The sequence below is a fragment of the Burkholderia sp. BCC0322 genome (assembly GCF_902833045.1).
Lineage (GTDB): Bacteria > Pseudomonadota > Gammaproteobacteria > Burkholderiales > Burkholderiaceae > Burkholderia.
The window spans coordinates 1,212,168-1,237,172 of sequence record NZ_CADFDU010000001.1 but is presented as its reverse complement, the minus strand read 5'-3'; the positions used below and the strand labels follow the sequence as shown (position 1 = coordinate 1,237,172).

Genomic DNA, 25,005 nt, shown 5'->3' with positions numbered 1-25,005 from the left:
CGCAGGCCCATGTTTTCCGCATCAATGAAGACCGGTTGCGCCAGTCGCACCGACGCCGCCCGCAGGCGGCGCCAGCTTATGCGACGCGCTTCGCCTGACCGGCGACATCGGCCGCCGGATTCAGAAAGCGTTCGCGAATCGATTTCGCGATACCCGCGCCGTCGAGGCCGCATTGCGACAGCAGCTTCGCGGGGTCGCCGTGATCGATGAACAGGTCAGGGAGGCCCAATTGTAGTACGGGTCGGATAACCCCACTCTCCATCAGGGCTTCCACGCAGGCCGAGCCCGCGCCGCCCATCACACAGCCTTCCTCGACCGTGACGAGGTAATCGTGCGTCTCGGCGAGTTCACGCACGAGCGCCCCATCGAGCGGCTTCACGAAGCGCATGTTCGCGACAGTTGCATCGAGCTCCTCGGCCGCGGCGAGCGACGGTGCGACCATCGTGCCGAACGCGAGGATTGCGACGCGCTTGCCTTCCGGCTGCGACGTGCGGCGACGCACTTCACCCTTGCCGAGCGGGATTTCGGTGAATTCCTTCACCGTCGCCACGCCCGTGCCCGCGCCGCGCGGATAGCGCACTGCGGTCGGGTTCGGCTGCTGCAGCGCCGTGTGCAGCATCTGGCGGCATTCGTTCTCGTCGGACGCAGCCATGATCGTCATGTTCGGGATGCAGCGCATGAACGCGAGATCGTACGCGCCCGCGTGCGTCGCGCCGTCCGCGCCGACGAGGCCCGCGCGGTCGATCGCGAACACGACCGGCAGGTTCTGCAGCGCGACGTCGTGGATCAGCTGGTCGTACGCACGCTGCAGGAACGTCGAGTAGATCGCGACGACCGGCTTCAGCCCTTCGGTTGCGAGGCCGCCCGCGAACGTCACCGCGTGCTGCTCGGCGATGCCGACGTCGTAGTAGCGCTCCTTGAAGCGCTTCTCGAACTCGACCATGCCCGAGCCTTCGCGCATCGCGGGCGTGATACCGACGACGCGCGTATCGCGCTCGGCTTCATCGCACAGCCACTCGCCGAACACCTGCGTGTACGTCTTCTTCGCGGGCGCGGCCGACGGCTTGATGCCTTCGGCCGGGTTGAACTTGCCCGGGCCGTGATAGAGCACGGGATCGGCTTCGGCGAGCTTGTAGCCCTGGCCTTTCTTCGTCACCACGTGCAGGAACTGCGGGCCGCGCAGCTCGCGGATGTTCTGCAACGTCGGGATCAGCGAATCGAGATCGTGACCGTCGATCGGGCCGATGTAGTTGAAGCCGAACTCTTCGAACAGCGTAGCCGGCACGACCATGCCCTTCGCGTGCTCCTCGAGCTTGCGCGCGAGTTCCAGCACCGGCGGCGCAACGCTCAGCACGCGCTCGACGCCCGCGCGCGCAGCCGCATAGAAGCGGCCCGACATCAGGCGGGCGAGATGGCGATTCAGCGCGCCGACCGGCGGCGAGATCGACATGTCGTTGTCGTTCAGGATCACGAGCACTTTCGCATCTTCCGACACGCCCGCGTTGTTCATCGCCTCGAACGCCATGCCGGCCGTCATCGCGCCGTCGCCGATCACGGCGATCGAGAAGCGGTCGTCGCCGTTCAGCTGACTGCCGATCGCCATGCCGAGCGCGGCCGAGATCGACGTGCTCGAGTGCGCGGTGCCGAACGTGTCGTATTCGGATTCGCTGCGACGCGGGAAGCCCGAGATGCCGTCCTGCTGGCGCAGCGAATGCATCTGGTCACGGCGGCCCGTCAGGATCTTGTGCGGGTAGGTCTGGTGGCCCACGTCCCAGACGATCCGATCGTTCGGCGTGTTGAACACGTAGTGCAACGCGATCGTCAGCTCGACCGTCCCGAGGTTGGACGACAAATGGCCGCCCGTCTTCGACACGCTGTCGAGCACGAACGCGCGCAGTTCATCCGCGAGCGGTTGCAGTTGGCGACGATCGAGGCGGCGCAAATCCGCCGGGTCGTCGATGGTTTTCAGCAAGTCGTACATCGTCGTTCCATTGTAGGAAATCAAACGCGCCCGCATTCTGTTGCACGCACCGTAGCATGTGCGCGGCGGCGGGCTTTCGCGTCAGCTGACCCGGTTCACTACCAGGTCGGCAAGTTCGGCGAGACGCTGTGCGCGTGCGCCGAACGGTTTCAGCGCGTCGTGCGCTTCGGCGCGCAGTTGCGCTGCGAGCTCGCGCGACGCCTCGAGGCCGAGGATCGATACATAGGTCGGCTTGTCGTTCGCCGCATCCTTGCCGGCCGTCTTGCCAAGCGTCGCCGAATCGGTCGTGACGTCGAGAATGTCGTCGACGACCTGGAAGGCCAGACCCACGGCACCCGCGTACACATCGAGCGCAGCCATCGTTTCCGCGGACGGCGTCTCGCCGGCCAGCGCGCCCATCCGCACGGCCGCGCGCAGCAGTGCGCCCGTCTTCATCCGGTGCATCGTCTCGAGCTGCTCGCGCGTCAGCTTGAGGCCGACGCTCGCCAGGTCGATCGCCTGCCCGCCGGCCATGCCGATCGAACCGCTCGCCAGCGCCAGCTCGCGCACGAGCGCGGCCTGCTGCGCCGGCGACAGCGCAGCGGCGTCGGTCAGCGCAACGAACGCCTGCGACTGCAGCGCGTCGCCGACGAGCAGTGCGGTCGGCTCGTCGTACTGCACGTGCACGGTCGGCTTGCCGCGACGCAGCGCGTCGTCGTCCATGCACGGCATGTCGTCGTGCACGAGCGAGTAGACGTGGATCATCTCCAGCGCTGCCGCCGCCGCATTGCGCGCCGCTTCCGTCGCGCCGGTCAGTTCGCCTGCTGCATGGCACAGCAGCGGGCGAACGCGTTTGCCGCCGCCGAGGACCGCATAGCGCATCGCCTCGTGGAGTTTCTCCGGCACCGCGGTTTCAGCGGGCAAATAGAGGCTGAGTGCGTCCTCGACACGGTCAAGCACGGACCGCATCCATTGTTCGAATGTCATAGATCGTCGTCTTCGCCGTCCGTGGCGGCCGTTCCGGACGAAAGCGGCTTCAGCGTCGCGCCGTCTAGCACGCGAACCTGCTGCTCCACTTTCTCGAGCTGCTGTTGGCAAAACGCAACGAGGGTCGCACCACGGCGATACGCCGTCAGTGAATCCTCGAGGCTCAACGCGCCGCCTTCCATCCGGGCAACCAGCGTCTCGAGTTCCGCGAGCGCCATCTCGTAATTGTCCGGCAACGGTTCGGTGCCATTGCCGGGCGGCGTGGCGCCTGGGGATGCGGTTTTCGCCATGGACGAGGGTGTCAAATTTCAAAACAAGTCGGACATTCTACGGCAAAAGAGAATTTTCCGACCTGCCGTCGTGGGCACCCGGGTACATATTCCGGCCCCACCTACGAAACATAGTGTGCGCCCCCCGATTGTCGCCCGACAAAAAATTGACACAAATCAGGCACTTAATACTGGCCTTACGAGGCGAACCGGGTATAATTCTCCGTTTCCCTAAATCGATTTTTCGATGGTTGGGTTGTTCACTGCTTTCACGCTAACACCGGGAGTGGGAATGTCCAATCTGAGCGACGCGCTTCAGTTGAAGTCGGCTCACAGCCAGCTTCCAGTCACTGCATACTTCGATGAGGCGCTACTCGAGCGCGAGATCGAAACCCTCTTCAAGAAAGGACCTCGTTACGTCGGGCACGAGTTGATGGTGCCCGAGGCGGGGGATTATTTTGCGCTGCCGTCCGAGAAGGAAGGCCGCGTGCTGGTTCGCAACCAGGCGAACCAGATCGAACTGCTGTCGAACGTCTGCCGCCACCGGCAGGCGATCATGCTCAACGGGCGCGGCCACACGCACAACATCGTGTGCCCCCTGCACCGCTGGACATACGATCTGGAAGGCCAGTTGCTCGGCGCGCCGCACTTCCCCGACAAGCCGTGCCTGAACCTCGGCAAGAGCCCGCTGCAGAACTGGCAAGGGCTGCTGTTCGAGGCCGAAGGCCGGAATGTCGCGCGCGACCTCGCCAACCTCGGCACGAAGCATCACTTCGACTTCTCCGAGTACCTCTTCGATCACGTCGAAGTGCACGAGTGCGATTACAACTGGAAGACGTTCATCGAGGTCTACCTCGAGGATTACCACGTCGTCCCGTTCCACCCGGGCCTCGGCAGCTTCGTGTCGTGCGACGACCTCAAGTGGGAGTTCGGCGACTGGTACAGCGTACAGACGGTCGGCGTGCACAACGCCCTCGCGAAACCGGGCAGCACGACTTACCAGAAATGGCACGAGCAGGTGCTGAAGTTCCGTAACGGCGTGCCGCCGGAGTTCGGCGCGATCTGGATGGTCTACTACCCGGGCCTCATGATCGAGTGGTATCCGCACGTGCTCGTCGTATCGTGGCTGATTCCGCAGGGTCCGCAGAAGACGACCAACATCGTCGAGTTCTATTACCCCGAGGAAATCGCGCTGTTCGAACGCGAATTCGTCGAGGCCGAACGCGCCGCCTATATGGAAACCGCCGTCGAGGACGACGAGATCGCGATGCGGATGGACGCGGGCCGCCGTGCGCTGATGGCGCGCGGCGAGTCGCAGGTCGGCCCGTACCAGAGCCCGATGGAAGACGGCATGCAGCACTTCCACGAGTTCCTGCGCCGCCACCTCGGCGACCTCTGACGGCCGGTGCGGCGCTTTGACGCCGCACGGCATCCGGCAGACGAAAAGACGGGCTTCGGCCCGTCTTTTTTTGTTTAGACTTGGAATGTCAGGCCATTCGCACTCCAGGGAGCCGTCATGCCACACACTCACTACACCACGCTCATCTCCGCCGCCAATCTCGCCGAGCGCCTGGCGGCGGCGCCCGGCAGCGTTGCGCTGTTCGACTGCCGCTTCGATCTCGTCGATCCCGCTGCCGGCGAAGCTGCGTATGCGGCCGGCCACATCCCCGGCGCCCAGTACCTCCATCTCGACCGCGACCTGTCGGGACGCAAGACGGGCACCAACGGCCGCCATCCACTGCCGACCCGCGACGCACTCGCCACGCTGCTCGCGAGCCGCGGCCTCAAGCAGGGCCAGCAGGTCGTCGCGTACGACGCACAAGGCGGCGCGTATGCGGCGCGCCTGTGGTGGCTGCTGCGCTGGCTCGGCCACGATTCGGTTGCCGTGCTCGACGGCGGCCTGCAGGCCTGGGAAGCAGCCGGCCAGCCGCTGGCAACCGACGTGCCGCATCCGGCCGCCGGCGATTTCCGCTCGGCCGCACCGCTCGAATCGACGGTCGACGCGGCTGCCGTGCTCGCCAACGTGAACACACCCACGCGCGTCGTGATCGATGCGCGCGCACCCGATCGCTACCGGGGCGAAAACGAAACGATCGATCGCGTGGGCGGCCACATCCCCGGCGCGCGCAACCGCTTCTTCAAGGACAACCTGGCCGCCGACGGCCGCTTCAAGACCGGCCATGAACTGCGCGAGGCGTTTTCCGCCGTGCTGGCGGGCACCGAACCGAACCGCGTGATCCTGCAATGCGGCTCCGGCGTCACCGCATGCCACAACGCGCTTGCGCTGGAGGTTGCGGGCCTGCACGGCGCGTCGCTGTATCCGGGCTCGTGGAGCGAATGGAGCGCCGATCCGTCACGGCCGATCGCAACCGGCCCGACGCCGTAAGCGCCGGCGCGGCGCAGTCGTAACGTAGCGGCGGCCTCTGCCGCCGCTTGCCGTTTACATCACACCGTACTTGTGAAGCCACGCGATCGCGCGCTTCCAGCTTTCCTCCGCATCGGCCTTCACGTAACTCGGCCGGTAATCGGCAAAGAAAGCGTGACCGGCATCCGGATACACGACGATCTCCGATTCGCGCGCGAGCTTCGAATCGCTCGCCTGGATCGCCTTGCGCATGTCCGCGAGCGAAGCCTGCGTGATGTTCGCATCCTTCTCGCCATACAGCCCGAGCACCGGCACCTTCAGCAACGATGCATGATCGACCGGGTTGAACGGTGTCATTTCGTCGGTCTTGCCTTCGACGAACCCGTACCACGCAACCGCCGCACGCACGTGCGGGTTGTGCTCCGCATACAGCCAGCTCTGGCGGCCACCCCAGCAGAACCCGACCACGCCGAGACGCGACAAGTCGCCGCCGTTCTTGCCGGCCCACGCGACGGTCGCATCGAGATCCTCGGTAACCTGCCGGTCGGGCACCTTGCTGATGATGTGCTCGACCAGATCCTTGATCGTCGAATACTTCTCCGCGTTGCCCTGCCGCGCGAACAGGTCGGGCGCGATCGCGAGATAACCGAGCTTCGCGAAACGGCGGCAGACATCGGCGATGTGCGCGTGCACGCCGAAGATCTCGTGGATCACGATGACGACCGGCAGGTTCGTCTTGTCCTTCGGCTGCGCGCGATACGCGGGCACGCTCGCGTCGCCCGAGCGGATCTCGACGGTGTCGACGTCCAGCCCTTCGCTGTCGGTCGTGACCGTCTGCGCCGACACGGGCAGCACGGCCGCCGCGAAGGCACCGCCCAGCGCGGCCTGCATGAACTTGCGGCGCGAGAACGGAACGTGGGGAACCAGGCTGTCGACTTCGGGTTTCAACATGAATGCACTCCTCGATTGGGGGGCCGCCGATGCGATCACGGACACGGCATGACGGCGCATCGCGACGTTGCGCGGCGCGAATGTCGCGGCGGTTGGCACCCCGCCGCAAACGGAAACCCGGACAAGATGCCCAATAATCCGTTGTCGCGTCAACTGTCGGATATGTAAGACTCGATTACGACGCCTTGATTCGGCAGCGAAGAAACGCGCAGGCGGTCCGTCGAATCGCGATGCGGCAAGCCGCTTGTCGATCGCCGTCGCGCGATCGGATGCTTGCCGATTGAAACGAAAAACACGCGCTCGATATCGCCCGTCACACGCAGGCATGGCAGCCCGACTGCCCGCAAGAAACAACGGGCGGAAACGACGCACGACGTGCGCACTGCCCGCCCGCTTCCCGCGCTTCCCGCGCTTGCCGCGCGTTCAGTGCAGCTTGACGCGCGGCAGCGTCGTGCGCCGCAGCCAGTGCGCGACCGTATCGAGCATCATGCGCGGATAGCCGTGCAGCGCGGCGATGTGCATCCGGTACAGCGACATGTACATGAAGCGTGCGAACAGCCCTTCGATCAGCATGTTGCCGCCGATCAGCCCGCCCATCAGGTTGCCGACCGCGCTGAAATGGCCGAGCGACACGAGCGAGCCCAGGTCGCGATAGGTGAATTCGGGCAGCGGGCGCCCGTCGAGCCGGCAGCCGATTGCCTTCAGCAGGAAGCTTGCCTGCTGGTGCGCAGCCTGCGCGCGTGGCGGCACGTTGCGTTCGTTGCCGGGCCAGGCACATGCCGCACAATCGCCGAGCGCGAACACGTTGTCGTCGGTGAAGGTCTGCAGCGTGCGGCGCACGTCGAGCTGGCCGAGCTTGTTGACCTGGAGGCCGTCGAGATTGGCGAGCACAGACGGCGCCTTGATGCCCGCGGCCCAGACCGTCAGGTCGGCGCGCACCGTCTTGCCGCTCGCCGTATGGACGGCCCCGGGCGCCACCTCGGTCACGCGCTCGGCGAGCATCAGCCGCACGCCGATCTTTTCGAGCAGTTCTGCCGTCGCCGACGACACGCGCTCCGGCAACGCCGGGAGGATTCGCGGCCCCGATTCGATCAGCACGATGCCGACGTCGTGCCGCGGGTCGAGCTTGTGCAGCCCGTAGGCCGACAACACCTGCGCGGTGTTGCGCAGCTCGGCGGACAGCTCGACGCCAGTCGCCCCGCCGCCGACGATCGCGACCTGGATGCGCGGCTCGGCCGCCTCGCCCGGCGCGGTCGGCGCCGGCGCCTGGTGCTCGGCGCGCATGCACGCGGCGATCAGCCGCTTGCGGAAGCGCTCGGCCTCGCCGACGGTATCGAGCGCGATCGCATTTTCCGCTGCGCCCTGCACGCCGAAGAAGTGAGTCGTGCTGCCGATCGCGATCACGAGCGTGTCATATGCCAGCTCGCGCGCCGGCAACAGCTCTTCGCCGTCGCTGTCGTTGACCGGCGAGAGCGTGATGCGTTTCGCCGCGCGGTCGAGCCCGGTCAGCCCGCCCTGCTGGAACTCGAAGCCATGCCAGCGCGCCTGCGCCGCATATTCGAGCTCCTGCGTGAACGGGTCCATGCTGCCGGCCGCAACCTCGTGCAGCAGCGGTTTCCAGATGTGGGTCGGATTGCGGTCGACGAGCGTGACAAGCGCACGCGCGGGACGATTGCCGCGCGCGCCGTAACGGTCGCCGAGCCGCGTCGCCAGTTCAAGGCCGCCCGCGCCTCCGCCTACGATGATGATCCGATGCATCTGTTCCCCCTTTGCGATTCGAAACTGCTGCCGCCGAACAGTGCAAACGCGATGCATTCGCGCCACCCGGTGGATTAACCGGTTCGAACACCATCGATGTGCAGTTCGAAGCACTTCGATGTTTCCAACCCCGGAACGCGGGGTGCGCATGCCCCCGCATCAATGACATGCATTGTCCGGGAGCTTGCGCGTTGACCACAAGCAAACCATCTCGATATTCAGCATCCCTGCAACAATATGCCGCAGGAATCGGGAACCGCGCGGCGGTGCGTCAGTGTGCCTCTTCCCAGTTCGCACCGGCGCCCACTTCGGCAACCAGCGGCACCTTCAGCTTCGCCACGCCGCACATCATTTCCGGCAGTTTCTCGCGCACCAGCGACAGTTCGCCGTCGGGCACCTCGAGCACCAGTTCATCGTGCACCTGCATGATCATCCGCGATGCAAGCTTGTCGCGTGTGAGCCAGTCGTCCACCGCGATCATCGACAGCTTGATCAGGTCGGCCGCCGTGCCCTGCATCGGCGCATTGATTGCCGCGCGCTCGGCCGCCTGGCGGCGCGGGCCGTTGCCGCCGTTGATCTCGGGCAGCCACAGCCGGCGACCGAAGACGGTTTCGACGTAACCCTTCTCCTTCGCCAACGAGCGCGTGTCTTCCATGTACTGCGCAACGCCCGGGTAGCGGGCGAAATAGCGGTCGATATAGAGCTTCGCCGCATCGCGCGTGATGCCGAGATTCGACGCGAGCCCGAACGCGCTCATCCCGTAGATGAGCCCGAAGTTGATCACCTTCGCAATGCGGCGCTGGTCGGAATTGACCTCCAGCGGCGTCACGCCGAACACCTCGGCAGCCGTCGCGCGGTGGATGTCCTCGCCCTGCGAGAACGCACGCAGCAGCGACGCGTCGCCCGAGATGTGCGCCATGATCCGCAGTTCGATCTGCGAATAATCGGCCGACACGATCCGGTGGCCCGGCGAGGCGATGAACGCCTCGCGGATCCGCCGGCCCTCGGCCGTCCGCACCGGAATGTTCTGAAGATTCGGATCGTTCGACGCAAGGCGGCCCGTGACCGCAACCGCCTGCGCGTAGTTCGTGTGCACGCGGCCCGTCGACGGGTTCACCATGCGCGGCAGCTTGTCGGTATAGGTCGACTTCAGCTTCGACAGCCCGCGATGCTCGAGCAGCAGCTTCGGCAGCGGGTAGTCCTCGGCCAGCTTCTGCAGCACTTCTTCGTCGGTCGACGGCGCGCCGCTCGGCGTCTTTTTCACGACCGGCAACTGCAGCTTTTCGAAGAAAATCTGCCCGATCTGCTTCGGCGAGCCGAGATTGAATTCGCCGCCCGCCAGTTCGTACGCCTGCGCTTCGAGCTCGATCAGGCGCGTCGCAATTTCGGTGCTCTGCGCGTGCAGGAGCGCATCGTCGATGAGCACACCCGTGCGCTCCATCTTGCGCAGCACGAGCGACACGGGCATCTCGATCTCGCGATACACGCGCAAGAGGCCTGGTTCGCGCGCAACCTGCGGATACAGCGCGTGATGCAGCTGCAACGTGATGTCCGCATCCTCGGCCGCGTATTCGGCGGCCTGCACGAGCGCCACTTCGTCGAAACCGATCTGCTTCGCGCCCTTGCCGGCCACGTCTTCGTACTTGATCGTCTTGACGCCCAGATGACGCAGCGCAAGGCTGTCCATGTCGTGCGTGCGGTGCGATTCGACCACGTAGGATTCGAGCAGCGTGTCGTGCTCGATGCCGTTCAGCGCGATGTCGTAGTTCGCGAGCACCTGCGCGTCGTACTTCAGGTGCTGGCCGACCTTCTTGCGATCGGCCGATTCGAGCCACGGCTTCAGGCGCGCGAGCACTTCATCGAGCGGAAGCTGCTCGGGCATGTCGGGGCCGCGGTGTGCAACCGGCAGGTACGCAGCCTTGCCCGGCTCGACCGAGAACGACAGACCGACGAGCCGCGCGAGCATCGGATCGAGCGAGGTCGTCTCGGTGTCGAATGCGGTCAGCGCGGCCGCGTCGATCTTCGCGAACCACGCATCGAATTGCTCCCAGGTCTGGATCGTGTCGTATTCGCGGCCGATGTCGGCCGCCACCACCGGCGCCGGCTCGCCTTCCGGCGCATCGGCGCCGCCGCCTTCCGCCGGCGCGCTGTCGACTTCACGCAGCCAGGTCTTGAAGCCGTAGCGCGCGAAGATGTCGCGCAACAGGTCGCGCGCTTCGCCGTCGGTCTTCAACGACGCTTCGATCGATTCGAGATGCGGCGCGAGATCGCAGGCCATCTCGACGGTCACGAGCTTGCGGCCAAGCGGCAGGAAGTCGAGCGCGCGGCGCAGGTTGTCGCCGACCACACCCTTGATGTCGCCCGCATGCTCGATCACGCCGTCGAGACTGTCGTACTGCGCCAGCCATTTCACGGCCGTCTTCGGCCCGCACTTCTCGACGCCCGGCACGTTGTCGACGGTGTCGCCGATCAGTGCGAGGTAGTCGATGATGCGCTCGGGCGGCACGCCGAACTTCGCGATCACGCCTTCGCGGTCGAGCGTCTCGTTGGTCATCGTGTTGACGAGCGTGACGTGGTCGGTGACGAGCTGCGCGAGATCCTTGTCGCCCGTCGACACGATCACGTTCATCCCGTGCCGCTCGGCTTCGCGCGCGAGCGTGCCGATCACGTCGTCGGCCTCGACGCCTTCGACCATCAGCAGCGGCCAGCCGAGCGCGCGCACCGCGCCGTGGATCGGCTCGACCTGCAAGGCGAGGTCGGGCGGCATCGACGGGCGGTTTGCCTTATAGTCGGCATAAAGGTCGTCACGGAACGTCTTGCCCTTTGCATCGAACACGCACGCGCTATACTCTGCACTGACTTCCTTGCGCATACGGCGCAGCATGTTGATGATTCCGTAGAGCGCTCCGGTCGGCTCCCCGCCAGGGCCACGCAAATCAGGCATCGCATGGTAAGCCCGATACAGATAGCTCGAACCGTCAACCAATAGCAGGGTCTTACCTTCCAGATTTCGTTCTTCAGGCATTATGAACAAGAGAAAAGTGATTCCGAGTCTGCGTTCGCTCGCAGATCAAGAACGCGCGACGGCCAAGAAGGCGCGCGCATCGTGGCAGATGTTCACGATTATGGCAGAGTTTATCGAGGCGACCGAGTACCTGTCGGAGATCCGCCCGGCTGTCAGCATCTACGGTTCTGCCCGCCTCAAACCCGATACGCCGCACTACAAGCTCGCCACGCAGATCGCGCGCAAGCTGTCGGACGCCGGCTTCGCCGTGATCTCCGGCGGCGGCCCCGGCATCATGGAAGCCGCGAACAAGGGCGCGCACGCAGGTAAAGCGCCGTCGGTCGGCCTGAACATCGAGCTGCCGCACGAGCAGGCCGGCAACCACTACCAGGACATCTCGCTGCGCTTCCGCCACTTCTTCACGCGCAAGGTCACGTTCGTGAAGAACTCCGATGCGGTGATCGTGATGCCGGGCGGTTTCGGTACACTCGACGAGCTGTCGGAAGTGCTCACGCTGATCCAGACGAAGAAGTCGCGCCTCGTGCCGATCATCCTCGTCGGCAGCGAGTTCTGGAAGGGGCTGCTGCAGTGGTTCCGCGACCAGCTGATCCCGATGGGCCTCATCAATCCGGAAGACATGAACCTGATGCAGGTGATCGACGATCCCGACCAGGTGCTCGACGCAGTGCTCGCGTTCTACGAGGACAGCGGCGAGGAAGAAGGCTCGGACGATGACGGCCATCCGCCGCGCCCCGAAGAAGACCGGATGTTCTACCTGTAATCCATTCGTGACGACCGCCGGCCCGCCTGCCGGCGTCCCCCTCGCACGCGGCAGGCGTGGCGATTCCGCCACCTGCCGCGTGTCACTTTGTAACGCGCGATTAATCGCGCTTCGTGGCCTCGCGCCGCCGAATGTCAAATCCGTGCAGCCGGTGCCTTGCGACTCGCGCGCAATCATCCGCGCACGCGGGCCGCCATTGTCAAATGACGCGGCCCGACACTCGCACTCCGCGCCTGCCAGCCGCCAATCCGCCGTAACAAACCCGCCTCGCGTTTTCCGTCGTGCGCCAGCACACTGCATGTGTCGGTGCGGCGTTTCCCCCCGGTGGAACGATCCCCCTCGCTTCCATCGCGTCGCGCCGGCCCTTTACAACGACATCACGGAAAAGAACATGCAACGCTCGCTGATCGCCCTTGCCTTCGCCGGCCTCGGCCTTTCGCTGTCCGGCCTGGCCCACGCCGTCAACGTCGACGTCAACATCGGCACGCCCGCACCGGTCGTCGTCGCGCCCGCGCCCGTCATGGTCGCACCGGCGCCAACAGCCATCGTCGGCTGGCATGGCGACCGCTACTGGGACGGCCACCGCTACTGGGAACGCCGGGAGTGGGAAGATCACGAGCGCCATCACGGCCATGACGATCGCCGCGGCTATCACTGCCCGCCGGGACACGCGAAGAAGGGTGAGTGCTGAGCACATCACCGCCGGGCTGTCCTGCCCCGGCGCTGACGCCGAAAGACAAAGGCCTCACGTGAACAAGTGTTCGCGTGAGGCCTTTGTCATTGGAGGCGCCACCGCGCCGGGCAGTTATTGAAACGCCACTTCCGCAAAGCTGCGCAGCTTGCAGACGCAAAATCACATCAAATCAAGGCGTTCCGTGACTTCCTCTAACTTATTGCGGAAATACCTCTCACGATTACGCGAGGATTTCAGCCGCATTCCGGGAGCAAGTTAGACGACTCTTGCGGGCGGTCAAACGCTGCCTTCGGAGCTTTACCGACGCGCAGTACATCCATATAAATCAAAGCTTCACGCAACTCGCAAACTGCAAAACCAAGGTCGTACAAGGTCAATCAAGGCTAATCCAACTCGCCCAAGCTGCAATTTGGCGGCACTGCGAAAAGCACATTCGAGTCGGTGCCGAGGAAGACTCGAACAATATGCGGAACCGACGCGCGACCTACTTCCTATTCCTTAGCGTCTTGGGTAAGGCTCTTGTAGCGTCTTCGGAACTCCTCCTCCGTGATCCTGCCCTTCGCCAAAAGCCCAGCCAGTGCGGCCGCACGGCGTTCAGTTGTCCACGACCTTGCAGCGCTGAGTTGATCTTCTCGCTTTGTTCCCGCATTTGGCTTCTCAGCCCCAGGCACGCCGACGTTTGGTACCGGGGGCGGCTGCACGATTGCTTGCGGTGATTGCTCAGGGTGAACAGCGTTGTACTGGTGTTGTCCGCGACGCGAATCTTGCGCTGATGCCTTGGGAAAGACTTTCAGAATGAGCTCGATCCCGAAGACGCCGGTGAATCCGAGGACAAGTAATAGTGGGAACCCGTCCGCCACGCCATTAAAAAATATCTGAGCGAAGCCGAGCAGGGTCAAGGCGAGGAAGCAAAGTTGAGCCGTTCGCATGTGCGCCTCTACAGTTCTACCCATGAGTCGTCCCCAGTGTGGCCGGGATTTGAGTCCAAATCGTTTCCTGGGGCCGCCCCAGAATCGGGGGCCCAGTTTCCGTCATTTCCCACTCCAGGATCAACCTGCCCCCCTCCGCCATTCCAACTATCATTCGCGTCGCCACCACCTGTATCAGATTGCTGCCCTTGTCCGGTGGGATCAGCACCGCCACTGCCATCGTGCTCAGGGCCCTGCTGCCCGTCAGTGTTGGCAGTCTGCATCTCGTTCGCCTGAAGAACCCCATCGTTCTCGGGGGAACCGTCGGTTCCGCCGAATGGCGGGTCATCGGGTACGTAGACCGTATCGCCTATCGTTCCGTCGGAATCCGCGTACAGTTCCACGACCTCTTCGTGCGTCAACCCGGATCCTTCCTGACCAATCTCTCGCCGCTCCCCATCTGATTCCAGATAAATGCGAGTGTCACCGGCCTCGTCGGTTTCAATGTAGGTGGTACTGCCGTCGTTATGGCCGATTGGTGTCATGATCATATAGTTACCCCGCACATGGTATACATCCCACCGAGCTTTACAGGCGCGCAATACATCCCTTTAAATCAAAGCCTTACGCAACTCGCGAACTGCAAAACCAAGGCTGCACAAGGTCAATCAAGGCCAATCCAGCTCATCCAAGCTGCAATTTAGCTGCACGCGTGCAGTCAGATAACTGCGTCCAGAGGTCGGAGCATGGCCGGGATATCACGTCCTTGCACCGCACTACCGATCCGGAGATGATAGTGCATCACTATCACGTCGGGGCAGCGTAGACTTTCTGTTGTCGCTGAACAATCGGGACCAAACGGCTCCCGCCAGCCGGAGCCATACTGACCGGGGATAAAAGACATGGCCTTTCCGATTCCGCGATTTTCGAGGAAGGGAGTGACGCGCGCCGGCAACGTACTGATCGACCCCACCGCTGTGAGTGTCGCCGAGCTCCATGAAGCACTTGCGCTGATCAACCACTGGCGTGCTTGCCACACATACCCAATCAACACGTTCCAGGCGACCCTGCGAGCTCGCCTCAAAAAAGTTTGCGCAGAGGCACTCGTCGGGCAACGACTGAAGCGTGTTCCGTCGATCGCGGCCAAACTGGTGCGGAATCCCGGCATGCAACTCGCCCGGATGCAAGACATCGGGGGACTTCGCGCCGTTGTCAACACCATGCCGCAGGTTCGAACGCTTCGTGACTTGTACGTGAATGGAGGTTTGACGCACGAGCTCGTCGACGAAGACGACTACATCGCCGCACCGAAGGATTCCGGATACCGGAGCGTCCACCTGATCTATCGCTACAACAATCCAGCGATGACGCTCTACAACGGTTTGTGCCTCGAGCTGCAGATTCGTACGCGACGTCAGCACGCCTGGGCGACAGCGGTGGAAACCATGGGCACATTCATCAACCATGCTCTCAAAGCGAACGAGGGGCCGCAGGAGTGGCTGGAGTTCTTCCAGGTCGCGAGTGCAGCAATCGCGCACATGGAACAATGTGTCCCCGCTGGAGCTTTTCAGGGGTTGGGTGAGCAAGTAATCTGGAACGATTTTGTAGAGCGCGCTAATCGGCTCGATGTTGTACGCAAGCTGAAGGCGTTTGCCATTGCTGCAAACGCCATCAGTCAAGACACGAGCGGCGGGAGCTACCATCTGGTGATCCTCAACGCAAACAAGCGAGAAGTGACGGTGTCGTCGTATGGCACACGCCGAATCGAGGAAGCAAACCGCGAATATGCGAAGGCCGAGGAGCAGGCCAGCAAAGATGGGAACCTGCAAGTCGTTTTGGTGAACACCGACTCGATCGAATCGTTGCGACGTGCCTACCCGAACTACTTCCTCGATACAAATCAGTTCCTGACAATCATCACCACGATCAGTAAGCGACTGGAAAACGCCGGCATCCGCGTGTAGTGGCAACCGCCACTATCCGATACGAACGCGGAGTACGGCCGGGCAGTTGTCTGATCGAACCACATTACAAGTATCGCGAGAGGCCCAAAATGTCAAAGACAGTCGCACCGGCGACCAATGAAACCGCCTTCAACTGCCCTCACTGCGGAGCGCTGACATCACAAACCTGGCATCAACTTTTCACGAACCGCCTCAGCAACTCGAATCGCGTTCCCTATTTCCCCTCGGCCGCTGACCAAGAGGACATACTTGCCGACGATGAATTGGATGCGGTGGCACGACAGGCCTTTGAACAGTATTTGAGTCAGCTTAGTTCCGGTGCGCCATTCCTAATGAGTCGTCAGCGGCACGACTACATAGATTACGAGGTGGGAAACATACATTTGAGCGAATGCTACAACTGTCACGGGCTCGCGATTTGGGTTCACGACAGGCTGATATATCCTGAGATCGCACCTAGCGTTATGCCTAACCCCGATTTGAACGAGGATGTGAAGGCAGACTTTATCGAGGCTCGTTCAATCCTCAATGTTTCTCCACGCGGCGCAGCGGCGCTCCTTCGTCTTGCCGTGCAGAAGTTGTGTGTCCAGCTTGGTGAATCGGGGAAGCACATCGATTCGGACATCGCGTCTCTCGTGCAAAAGGGACTGAGCCCTAAGATCCAGCGCGCACTTGACATTGTCCGCGTGATCGGAAACGAAAGTGTGCACCCTGGTGAACTTGACGTTCGGGACGACGTGGCAACCGCTACGAAGCTTCTAACGTTGGTGAACCTCGTGGCCGAGCAGATGATCACGCATCCACGTGAAGTCGACAGCCTCTATGAAAGGCTCCCGCAGAGCAAAAGAGAAGCTATCGAGCGGCGAGACGCGACCAAAACCTCAAAATGATCGCGCCCTCAATCAGCATTAGGTTGTAGCCCGAGCAGCGGTATCGAGACTGCATAACCAAGGCGCATAAAAATGCACGGAAGAATTAGCCCGCCGATCGCCGCGCAGCCCGCGCCAGGCGGGCCCGAGCGCCCGGCGCATGACTGCATAGAAACCGTTCGATTTTACGGGCAGGTGCGGCGGGGTCACAACTGCGCGCGCCGGGTCTGAATCGCCATCCCAGGGGCAGGGTCCGGCCCTTGGAACGCCTCGCCAGCTCGTCAGGCGGCCCGCCACGGCCCTGCGGCAGGCCCGTCCGACTCTTGGGGTGCACCTAGGCGGCGGCCGCCCTGAGGCGCACTAATCCGCCGGGGCCGCGCACAGGCGACGGACGCAAAAAAGCCGCCGGCACCGAAGTGCCCGGCGGCTTTGCTTTGCCAGGTGCGCGCTCGGGCCGTCAGCCCTTCGGCATCTCGAAGTCCCTGAACCTCACGACCTCGATCCTGATCCAGTCGTTCAGCTCCCGGAGCCGAGCCTTCAGCGGCTCGATCTCGAGGCCATTGAACACCCCGGCCGCCTTCTCCACGTCACCGAACCCGCCCGCGTTCGACGGGATGATCCCCATCAGTTGCGGCGGCACGCGGTGCGCCGCGAGCTGATCCTCGACCGTCACCTTCTTGATGTTCCAGAACTCGTCCTTCGCCGCGACCTCGCCTATCGGCAAGAGCTGGATGCCGTCCTTCTTCCCCTTCGGCGCATACATGAACAGGTTCCGGAAGTTGCCCGGCCCCTTCGCGTTCTTCAACGCCGAGCGCAGGTTGTCGACGTCCTCCTGCTTCTCGGCCGCGTCGGTCATGTACAGGATGAAGCCGGCGTGGCTCCCGTTCTTGTAGTAGCGCCGGCGAAACAGCGTCGCGCTTTCGTTCAGCCAGGTCGAGTTCAACGCCGACAGGTATTCAGGTAGTCCGTAGATCTCTTGGTTCAGGTCCGGCTCGTACAGGTGATAGACCGAGCCCTTCGGGAACTCGTACGGCTCGCGCACGTTCGTCACGAACCAATATTGACCCGGCTCGATACCGACCCGTGTGTACTTCGCGAGCGACGACTTCAACGCCATCGGCGCGCCGAGCTGGTTCGTGCGCAGCTCGAGGTAGCCGTTCGCGAAGACCAGGTACTCGAGCACGAACCGGCTGAAGTCTGCGCGCGGCGCTCACAGCCGCCCTGCCCGAGTTCGCGCGCAATCCCGACCGGCTTCACATCTTCATCGAACACGGGTCGATTGCCGTCACCGCAGCGAAATCGCTGTCGTTCGAATATGCGTACACGCTCGACATCGTCGTGACCGACTACGCCGGCAATTCGGATCACCTGATGGTGCCGATCATCGCCTGGCTGAAGATCCACCAGCCCGAGCTGCTGCTGAACCGCGATCTCTGTCGCGAAGGGTTCAAGTTCCAGGCCGAGCTGCTCGACAACGGCAAATCCGACGTCGAGATCCTGCTGAAACTGACCGAGCGCGTCGGCGTGGTCGAGCGGCCGGACGGCTACGAGATTCGCCACTTCGGCGAGCCGCCGATCGCGGGGGACTGATGGTCGACCGACTTTCCCGCGCGGAGGAATGGGCGTCCGGCCTGCTCGGCCAGCTCACGAGCGCGCAGCGCACCGTCCTGGCGAAGGGGCTGGCCGCCGAGCTGCGCCGGCGCCATTCGCGCCGTATCGCCGAGGCTCGGAACCCGGACGGCAGCCGCTACGCGCCGCGCAAGCCACAGGCCCGGCGCAAGAAAGGTCGCATCCGCCGCGCGATGTTCGCGAAGCTGCGCACCGCCCGCTTCCTCAAAACCGCCGCGACGGCCGACGCGTCCGTGCTGCATTTCACGCGTCAGGTCGAACGCATCGCGCGCGTCCACCAGGAGGGCCTGCGCGATCGGGTCGAACGCAACCGTGGTCCAGTCGTGCAGTATCCGGTACGCGAGCTGCTCGGCCTGGGCGATGCCGATGTCGACAGGATCGCCGATGCCGTCCTCGACTTTCTGGCGCGGTAGTGCGACGCACCGCCGGTTTTCTTTGCACGGCCGGTTATTCGAAAGCTTCCCGGCCGCCAGAACGGACACTCCACGGAAGGAGACCGATATGGCACCCATTGGATTCCGTAAAATTAACAGCCACTGAACTGTCGATTAAAAGACGTGAAGCCGAACGATGCGGCCGATTATTTCATAGATTGATTTAAATCCAATTTCCACCTCAACGCATCAAATCCGACAAACGACGAAAAAATCACAAATCAAAGCGACCATTTACAGTTATCAGACCCGCAAATATGACAGCTAGAATCCCACAACCTCCCATCTATTATTAATTAGCCGAGTTAATTCCAACCCGGCGGCACCGATAAACGGGGTCATATTTTTGTAGAACGATTAGGAGAGAAAAAATGGGTGTCTATATTATTGAATATTCTCAAGATCCGAACTACGTGATTGGGGTCACGGATCAATTACAGGACAACCCTGTCGTACTTAGAAGCAAAAACGGGTTGGCGCCTCGCTACGGCTTTTGGGATATCAACTTCGACACCGGCATCATCTCGCTGAATTCGAGTGGCGGAGTGCTCGCGATCGGTGCAGACCGGATCGCACCTGAATCCCTCCTGAAGCTCAAGCCCAGCTCCAGCGCAATCCAATGGGATTTCTTCTCGAAACCCGGATACATCGTACCCAGGGCCGATGAATCGTTGTGCCTCGACGACAAGAATCGCGTCGTCAAGGATGGAAACCCGATCTGGCTCTTCCCGATCAATGGCTCACCTGCCCAGCAGTGGCATTTGGTCCCGCTGAACAACCTCAAGGCCTTCGAATAAAACGCAAATCAGAGTCGGCCCCCATCAAGGGACCCTCTGCTTTCGCAGGCTCAAGCACCGTTTGAGCCGGACCGCATCAATACTGAAGCCCGCTGATCGAAGGCCAGCGGGCTTTTTCGTTGTGGGCTGCCCTGACACAACTGAATACCCGTGACCCTCTCCCGCGCGCGCGGCATCCTTGCCGCATGGATGATTTTGCTGACCTGAACCGCCGCCTCGAAAGCCTCCTGCGCGAGGGCACCGTGATCGACGTCGACCACGACGCTCGCGGCGAGGGAAAAGAAGCGGGATCGCTACATCACGGACGACGAGCTGGACGCAGTGCGGGCGGCCATCGTTTCCGGTGCCGGCTACAAGACATCGTCCGCACGGTCGATCCTCTGCCTGATCGACCTGGCATACCAGACCGCACAACGTATCGGCGATCTTCTCGCGCTCAACTGGCAGAACGTGTCCGACGAGGGGATTTCGTTTCACCCGAGCAAGACGGTCAACAGCAGCGGCGTGCGTCTGTTGATCGAGATGACACCCGACCTGCGAGAAACATTGGATCGAGCGCGTGGCGGCAAGATCACCGCCATCGGGCCAGTGATTTGCACGCATGCCGGCGGCCGCTTCACCTATATCGGCGCGTACTCAGTGTGGAAACGCGCTTGCCAGCGCGCGCGATCGGCCTACGAGAAAGACTGCGAAGAAAGGGGAATCACCCCGAACCCGCTATACCTGATCGGCATGCACTTCCATGATCTGCGGGCGAAGGCGCTGACTGATCTTAAGCGGCAGCGGGGGGCCGCGGCAGCGCAATCACTGGCCGGCCACACGACCGAAAGCATGACGGCGCACTACACGAAATCACGCGAAGTAGAACGTGTCCAACCAGTTCCATTAACGCGTGCAAGTTAGACACCAACGCTGATGTTAGACACGAAGGCTCCCCGGGCCGGCCGGGAAGCCTTGTACAACAAGGGTTCGTTACTGGAACGCCACTTCCGCAAAGCTCCGCAGTTTGCGGCTATGCAGCTTGTCGAGCCCGTTCGTGCGCAGGATCTCCATCGCCTTCACGCCGATCTGCAGATGCTGGTCGACCTGCCCGCGATAGAACGTGTCGGCCATGCCCGGCAGCTTCAGCTCGCCGTGCAGCGGCTTGTCCGACACGCACAGCAGCGTGCCGTACGGCACGCGGAAGCGGAAGCCGTTCGCGGCGATCGTCGCGCTTTCCATGTCGAGCGCGATCGCACGGCTCTGCGACAGCCGCTGCACCGGCTCGCGATGATCGCGCAACTCCCAGTTGCGGTTGTCGACGCTCGCGACCGTACCTGTGCGCATCACGCGCTTCAGTTCAGCGCCCTCCAGCCGGGTCACGTCGGCCACCCCGCGCTCGAGTGCGAGCTGCACTTCAGCGAGCGCCGGAATCGGCACCCACAGCGGCAGGTCTGCATCGAGCACGTGATCCTCGCGCACGTAGCCGTGTGCGAGCACGTAGTCGCCGAGACGCTGCGTGTTGCGCAGCCCCGCGCAGTGACCGAGCATCACCCACGCGTGCGGACGCAGCACCGCGATGTGATCGGTGATCGTCTTCGCGTTCGACGGGCCGACGCCGATGTTGACCATCGTGATGCCGCTGCCGTCCGCGCGCTTCAGGTGATACGCGGGCATCTGCGGCAGGCGCGGCGGCGCGACGCCCTCGGCCGGTTCGCTGCCGAGGTTGGCGTTGTACGTGACGACATCGCCCGGCTCGACGAACGCGCTGTACTGGCTCCGGTATGCACGCACCTCGGGATCGTCGCTCTCCGTCATCACCGTGCGGCCCAGCTTCACGAACTCGTCGATGTAGAACTGGTAGTTCGTGTACAGCACGTAGTTCTGGAAATGCGTGGGCGACGTCGCCGTGTAGTGGCGCAGCCGGTGCAGCGAGAAATCGACGCGCGCGGCCGTGAACAGCGCGAGCGGATGCGGCTCGCCCGGCGCCGGCTCGAACGTGCCGTTGACGATGCGGTCGTCGAGATACGACAGGTCGGGTGTATCGAAGATGTCGCGCATCGCGAGCAGGCGGTCGCGGTCGAGCTCGCCCTCGAGATGGATGCCTTCAGGAAACGCGAAATGAATCGGAATCGGCTGCGACGACACGCCGATCTCGATCTTCACATGGTGGTTCTTCGACAGCAGGCGCAGCTGCTCGCGATAGTAGTTCGCGAAAAGATCGGGGCGCGTGACCGTCGTCTCGAACACCCCGGGGCCCGCAACGAAACCGTACGAGCGGCGCGAATCGACATGCGTGTTGACGTCGGTGCGAATCCGCACGAACGGATAGCATGCGCGCACGTGCTCGGTGATCGGTTCGTGGCGGCGATACTGCGCGAACGCGTCGCGCAGGAAGCCCGTGTTCGTGTCGTAAATGGCGGACAGCCGCGCGACGGCGGCGATCGGATCGTCGAAAGCCTCGACTGACGGGCTCTCGGGCGTCAGCACTCGGTGCCGGCGGCTCAAATCGTTCTTCATTTTCATCACCTCGTCTGATCCGACGACATTACCACGGAACCCGGTCACCCTTGTGGCTGCCCCTACGCACGCGAGGGCCGGACGGGGCGCAGTATTTGCTAAAATCGGCGGGTTCACTGGAGACTCATCATGAAGCCGCTCATTCTCGTCGCCGCTGCTGCCGCGTTTGCCGCCGCCAGCGTCGCTTACGCCGCCGGCGGCACGCCTGACGCCGACGCGCAGGCTCGGGCCGAGGCCAACGAGGCCGCCGGCCTGCCCGATCTCCGCAAGATCAACCGGCCGGGCGCCGAAGTCACGTCGAAAGTCGACTTCGCCGACATCCGCCGCACGCCGAGCTTCCACGAAAAGAGCAAGAACGGCACCGAAGTCACCGAGTACCGCGATCGCGGCAAACCGGTCGAGATCGACGTGAAGTCGAACTTCGGCACGCGCTACCAAATGAGCTCGACGCCCGACACGTCGCCGAAGCCGCACGACGCGGGTATCCCGATCACGCGCCTGCCGTCGCTGAACCTGCGCTACTGATTCCATGGCGCGCGGCACCGGACGCCGCGCGCCGCCTCCCTTCACCTGCTGTCGCGACGCACGCCGCCCGCGTGCCGACACCCTCACCTGACGCATCCCGCATGGCCGTTTTCACTGCTGTTTCCGACTCCGATCTCGCGCAATGGATGCGCCACTACGAACTGGGCGACGTGCTTGCGTTCCGCGGCATTCCGTCCGGTATCGAGAACAGCAATTTCTTCCTGACGACGACGCGCGGCGAGTACGTCCTCACGATCTTCGAAAAGCTCACGGCGCAGCAACTGCCGTTCTACCTCGACCTGATGCGCCATCTGGCCGGCCACGGCGTGCCGGTGCCCGATCCGATCCCGCGTGACGACGGCGCGCTGTTCGGCATGCTGCACGGCAAGCCGGCCGCGATCGTCACGAAGCTCGACGGCTCGGCTGAACTCGCGCCGGGGGTCGAACACTGCATCGAGGTCGGGCAGATGCTCGCACGCCTGCACCTCGCCGGCCGCGACTATCCGCGCACCCAGCCGAACCTGCGCAGCCTGCCGTGGTGGCAGGAGAACGTGCCGGCGATCGTGCCGTTCATCACGGAGCCGCAGCGCGCGCTGCTGGAAGGCGAGCTCGCGCACCAGGCCAGCTTCTTCGCATCGGACGACTACGCGGCGTTGCCGGCCGGGCCGTGCCATTGCGACCTGTTCCGCGACAACGTGCTGTTCGCGCACGCTGCGCCCGGCACCGGCCACGACGTGCGGCTCGGCGGCTTCTTCGACTTCTATTTCGCCGGCTGCGACAAGTGGCTGTTCGACGTCGCGGTCACGGTCAACGACTGGTGCGTCGACCTCGCGACCGGCGTGCTCGACGTCGCGCGCGCCGACGCGCTGCTGCGCGCATACCAGACCGTTCGGCCGTTCACGGCCGAGGAGCGTCGCCACTGGAGCGACATGCTGCGCGCGGGCGCGTATCGCTTCTGGGTGTCGCGCCTGTACGACTTCTATCTGCCGCGCGCGGCCGAGATGCTCAAGCCGCACGACCCCGGCCATTTCGAACGCATCCTGCGCGAGCGCATCGCGCATACGCCCGCGCTTCCCGAGATCCAAACCGCATGCAACTGATCGAAGTGCCCGCCAAAACAGGCTATGTCTGGTTCCGTCAAGGCGTCTGGCTGTTCCGCCGGAACCCGCTCGCGTTCATCACGCTGTTCTTCACGTACCTGCTGGCGATCACGCTGATATCGATGGTGCCCGTGATCGGCTCCGCGCTACCGCTGGTATTCATTCCCGGCGTCGCGGTCGGCTTCATGGCCGCGTGCCGCGACACGGTGGCCGGCAAGCCCGTGATGCCGACGATCCTCGTCGACGGCTTCCGCTCGTACGGCACCATCGCGACCCAGCGGCTGCTCGTGCTCGGCGTGATCTACGTCGCCTCGATGGTGCTCGTGTTCGCCGCTTCGTCGTTCGTGGACGGCGGCGCGCTGTTCCACGTGATGATGGGCGCGGCGGACGAAGCGAGCACCACGCCGGAAGGGCTCGCCGCGCAAGGCACGCTCGGCGCGCTGTTCTTCGCGACGCTGCTCTACCTGCCGGTCGCGATGCTGTTCTGGTTCGCGCCGGTGCTGGTCGCGTGGCATGACGTCCCGCCCGTCAAGGCGCTGTTCTTCAGCGTCGTCAGTTGCTGGCGCAATCGCGGCGCGTTCGTCGTGTACGGCATGCTGTGGTTCGGCGTCGCGCTCGGCACGTCGCTTGCGCTGTCGCTGCTGCTGCAGGCGCTCGGCGCCGGCGCCTACGCGCTGACGATCATGATGCCGGTGACGATCATCATCGTCACGATGCTGTACTGCTCGTTCTACGCGACCTATCGCGGCTGCTTCGGCGTACAGGAACCGGGCGCAACGACCACCACGTCGGGTCGCTGAAGCCCCCCGGCCGGCGCATGTCGCCGGCCACCGTTCTCCGCGGCGGGTTGGCTCCCGGCGCCCCATCTCTTCCCCCGCCTCGGTCGGCCGCGCCCCGCGCCGGCCGCCCCCTGTTCATCCCGATCTTTTGCGCGCAAAATAATTTGCGTGCAAATTGTTAGCGCGTTCGCCGCGCCTCCCGAATCATGGACCGCCTGCCCCCGCTGCCCCAGACGCTCGACGAGCAACTCTGCTTCGCGCTCTACTCGACTTCGCACGCGATGACGAAAGCGTACAAACCGCTGCTCGACAAGCTGTCGCTGACCTATCCCCAATATCTCGCGATGCTCGCGCTGTGGGAACGCGACGACATCGCCGTGAAGGACATCGCCGCGCGGCTCGACCTCGACCCGGCCACGGTCACGCCGCTGCTGAAGCGGCTGGAGGCGCTCGGCTATGTCGAGCGCGTGCGCAGCGCGACCGACGAACGCGTCGTGAACGTGCTCGTGACGCCGGACGGCCGTGCGCTGAAGGATCGCGCGCGCTCGGTACCCGTCGATCTCTTTTGCGCGATGCAGCAATCTCCCGAGTTCCTGGTCAGGCTGCGCACCGATCTCCAGCAGTTGCGCGACGCGCTGTCGGCCGCCAACGAACGCTGACAGGCGAGCCTCCGCGAACCGGCCCGCCACGTCCGGGCTTTTTCTTCAAAAATTCATTTGCACACTAATGATT

At 63.6% G+C, this 25,005-nt stretch carries 22 protein-coding genes and 3 pseudogenes; 16 read left to right on the top strand and 9 right to left on the bottom strand.

Annotation, left to right across the window (positions count from 1 at the left end; genetic code table 11):
- Positions 1-76: 76 nt before the first annotated feature.
- The 3 genes from dxs to HWX39_RS05765 all read right to left on the bottom strand — a co-directional run bounded on the left by dxs (position 77) and on the right by HWX39_RS05765 (position 3,237).
- Positions 77-1,981: a 1-deoxy-D-xylulose-5-phosphate synthase gene (gene dxs, locus HWX39_RS05775; protein ID WP_175955045.1), complete on the bottom strand. Its 1,905-nt coding sequence runs from the start codon at positions 1,979-1,981 to the stop codon at positions 77-79.
- 81 nt (positions 1,982-2,062) lie between these two features.
- Positions 2,063-2,947: a polyprenyl synthetase family protein gene (locus HWX39_RS05770; protein WP_175955043.1), complete on the bottom strand. Its 885-nt coding sequence runs from the start codon at positions 2,945-2,947 to the stop codon at positions 2,063-2,065.
- Positions 2,944-3,237, bottom strand: a complete 294-nt coding sequence (locus tag HWX39_RS05765) for an exodeoxyribonuclease VII small subunit (RefSeq protein WP_011355806.1) — start codon at positions 3,235-3,237, stop codon at positions 2,944-2,946. Before HWX39_RS05765 ends, HWX39_RS05770 begins: the two co-directional genes overlap by 4 nt.
- Positions 3,238-3,508: 271 nt before the next feature.
- On the opposite strand from HWX39_RS05765, the gene HWX39_RS05760 reads away from it, so the two are divergent.
- Positions 3,509-4,615, top strand: coding sequence for an aromatic ring-hydroxylating dioxygenase subunit alpha (locus HWX39_RS05760; protein ID WP_175965950.1), 1,107 nt, complete (start codon positions 3,509-3,511; stop codon positions 4,613-4,615).
- Positions 4,616-4,732: 117 nt separating this feature from the next.
- Positions 4,733-5,602, top strand: coding sequence for a sulfurtransferase (locus HWX39_RS05755; protein WP_175965949.1), 870 nt, complete (start codon positions 4,733-4,735; stop codon positions 5,600-5,602).
- 54 nt (positions 5,603-5,656) lie between these two features.
- On the opposite strand, the gene HWX39_RS05750 is transcribed toward HWX39_RS05755, so the two are convergent.
- The 3 genes from HWX39_RS05750 to polA all read right to left on the bottom strand — a co-directional run bounded on the left by HWX39_RS05750 (position 5,657) and on the right by polA (position 11,315).
- Entirely contained in the window at positions 5,657-6,532 is an 876-nt protein-coding gene (locus HWX39_RS05750) for a dienelactone hydrolase family protein (RefSeq protein WP_175965948.1), read from the bottom strand.
- Between the two features lie 423 nt (positions 6,533-6,955).
- A complete protein-coding gene (locus HWX39_RS05745; RefSeq protein WP_175965947.1) occupies positions 6,956-8,290 on the bottom strand; it encodes an NAD(P)/FAD-dependent oxidoreductase in 1,335 nt (444 codons plus the stop codon).
- A 271-nt stretch (positions 8,291-8,561) separates the two neighbouring features.
- Complete coding sequence (gene polA, locus HWX39_RS05740; RefSeq protein WP_175965946.1) at positions 8,562-11,315, bottom strand: DNA polymerase I; 2,754 nt, start codon at positions 11,313-11,315, stop codon at positions 8,562-8,564.
- Between the two features lies 1 nt (position 11,316).
- Here polA and HWX39_RS05735 point away from each other — a divergent pair, with 1 nt between their 5' ends.
- Together HWX39_RS05735 and HWX39_RS05730 are read left to right on the top strand one after the other, a co-directional pair.
- The gene (locus HWX39_RS05735) at positions 11,317-12,075 is read left to right on the top strand and encodes a TIGR00730 family Rossman fold protein (RefSeq protein WP_175965945.1); all 759 of its coding nucleotides are present in this window, start codon (positions 11,317-11,319) and stop codon (positions 12,073-12,075) included.
- Positions 12,076-12,466: 391 nt separating this feature from the next.
- Positions 12,467-12,766: a hypothetical protein gene (locus tag HWX39_RS05730; RefSeq protein ID WP_175965944.1), complete on the top strand. Its 300-nt coding sequence runs from the start codon at positions 12,467-12,469 to the stop codon at positions 12,764-12,766.
- A gap of 494 nt (positions 12,767-13,260) precedes the next feature.
- Here HWX39_RS05730 and HWX39_RS05725 read toward each other — a convergent pair whose 3' ends face one another.
- Entirely contained in the window at positions 13,261-13,698 is a 438-nt protein-coding gene (locus HWX39_RS05725; protein WP_175965943.1) for a hypothetical protein, read from the bottom strand.
- A gap of 188 nt (positions 13,699-13,886) precedes the next feature.
- On the opposite strand from HWX39_RS05725, the gene HWX39_RS05720 reads away from it, so the two are divergent.
- The 3 genes from HWX39_RS05720 to HWX39_RS05710 all read left to right on the top strand — a co-directional run bounded on the left by HWX39_RS05720 (position 13,887) and on the right by HWX39_RS05710 (position 16,531).
- Positions 13,887-14,141 carry a hypothetical protein gene (locus HWX39_RS05720; RefSeq protein ID WP_175965942.1) on the top strand — a complete coding sequence of 85 codons (255 nt, stop codon included), beginning with the start codon at positions 13,887-13,889 and terminating at the stop codon, positions 14,139-14,141.
- A gap of 438 nt (positions 14,142-14,579) precedes the next feature.
- A complete protein-coding gene (locus HWX39_RS05715; RefSeq protein ID WP_175965941.1) occupies positions 14,580-15,641 on the top strand; it encodes a RelA/SpoT domain-containing protein in 1,062 nt (353 codons plus the stop codon).
- A gap of 89 nt (positions 15,642-15,730) precedes the next feature.
- On the top strand, positions 15,731-16,531 hold the full coding sequence (locus tag HWX39_RS05710; protein ID WP_175965940.1) for a DUF4145 domain-containing protein: 801 nt from the start codon (positions 15,731-15,733) through the stop codon (positions 16,529-16,531).
- A 436-nt stretch (positions 16,532-16,967) separates the two neighbouring features.
- Here HWX39_RS05710 and HWX39_RS05705 read toward each other — a convergent pair.
- Positions 16,968-17,717: pseudogene (locus HWX39_RS05705) on the bottom strand (phage portal protein); the annotation flags it as partial.
- Here HWX39_RS05705 and HWX39_RS05700 point away from each other — a divergent pair.
- The 5 genes and pseudogenes from HWX39_RS05700 to HWX39_RS05680 form a co-directional block, all read left to right on the top strand.
- Positions 17,708-18,100 (top strand): phage tail protein, encoded by a 393-nt coding sequence (locus HWX39_RS05700; protein WP_175966118.1) that lies wholly within the window; start codon positions 17,708-17,710, stop codon positions 18,098-18,100. The pseudogene HWX39_RS05705 and the gene HWX39_RS05700 overlap by 10 nt on opposite strands.
- Entirely contained in the window at positions 18,100-18,552 is a 453-nt protein-coding gene (locus HWX39_RS05695; RefSeq protein WP_175965939.1) for a phage virion morphogenesis protein, read from the top strand. The genes HWX39_RS05700 and HWX39_RS05695 overlap by 1 nt, the downstream gene beginning before the upstream one ends.
- Positions 18,553-18,944: 392 nt before the next feature.
- The gene (locus HWX39_RS05690; protein WP_175965938.1) at positions 18,945-19,370 is read left to right on the top strand and encodes an RICIN domain-containing protein; all 426 of its coding nucleotides are present in this window, start codon (positions 18,945-18,947) and stop codon (positions 19,368-19,370) included.
- A gap of 185 nt (positions 19,371-19,555) precedes the next feature.
- Positions 19,556-19,639 (top strand): annotated as a pseudogene (locus HWX39_RS05685) (phage baseplate assembly protein V); the annotation flags it as partial.
- Positions 19,638-20,233, top strand: a pseudogene (locus HWX39_RS05680) (tyrosine-type recombinase/integrase); the annotation flags it as partial. The pseudogenes HWX39_RS05685 and HWX39_RS05680, both read left to right, overlap by 2 nt.
- Positions 20,234-20,342: 109 nt before the next feature.
- Here HWX39_RS05680 and HWX39_RS05675 read toward each other — a convergent pair.
- Positions 20,343-21,869 carry an AMP nucleosidase gene (locus HWX39_RS05675; RefSeq protein WP_175965937.1) on the bottom strand — a complete coding sequence of 509 codons (1,527 nt, stop codon included), beginning with the start codon at positions 21,867-21,869 and terminating at the stop codon, positions 20,343-20,345.
- 129 nt (positions 21,870-21,998) lie between these two features.
- Between HWX39_RS05675 and HWX39_RS05670 the strand changes: the two genes are divergently transcribed.
- From HWX39_RS05670 to HWX39_RS05655, 4 genes are all read left to right on the top strand, one after another.
- Entirely contained in the window at positions 21,999-22,394 is a 396-nt protein-coding gene (locus HWX39_RS05670; protein ID WP_039358086.1) for a hypothetical protein, read from the top strand.
- 101 nt (positions 22,395-22,495) lie between these two features.
- Positions 22,496-23,494: a homoserine kinase gene (locus HWX39_RS05665; protein ID WP_175965936.1), complete on the top strand. Its 999-nt coding sequence runs from the start codon at positions 22,496-22,498 to the stop codon at positions 23,492-23,494.
- Positions 23,485-24,294 carry a BPSS1780 family membrane protein gene (locus tag HWX39_RS05660; protein ID WP_175965935.1) on the top strand — a complete coding sequence of 270 codons (810 nt, stop codon included), beginning with the start codon at positions 23,485-23,487 and terminating at the stop codon, positions 24,292-24,294. The genes HWX39_RS05665 and HWX39_RS05660 overlap by 10 nt, the downstream gene beginning before the upstream one ends.
- Before the next feature lie 185 nt (positions 24,295-24,479).
- On the top strand, positions 24,480-24,932 hold the full coding sequence (locus HWX39_RS05655; RefSeq protein ID WP_175965934.1) for a MarR family transcriptional regulator: 453 nt from the start codon (positions 24,480-24,482) through the stop codon (positions 24,930-24,932).
- The last annotated feature ends 73 nt before the right edge of the window (positions 24,933-25,005 follow it).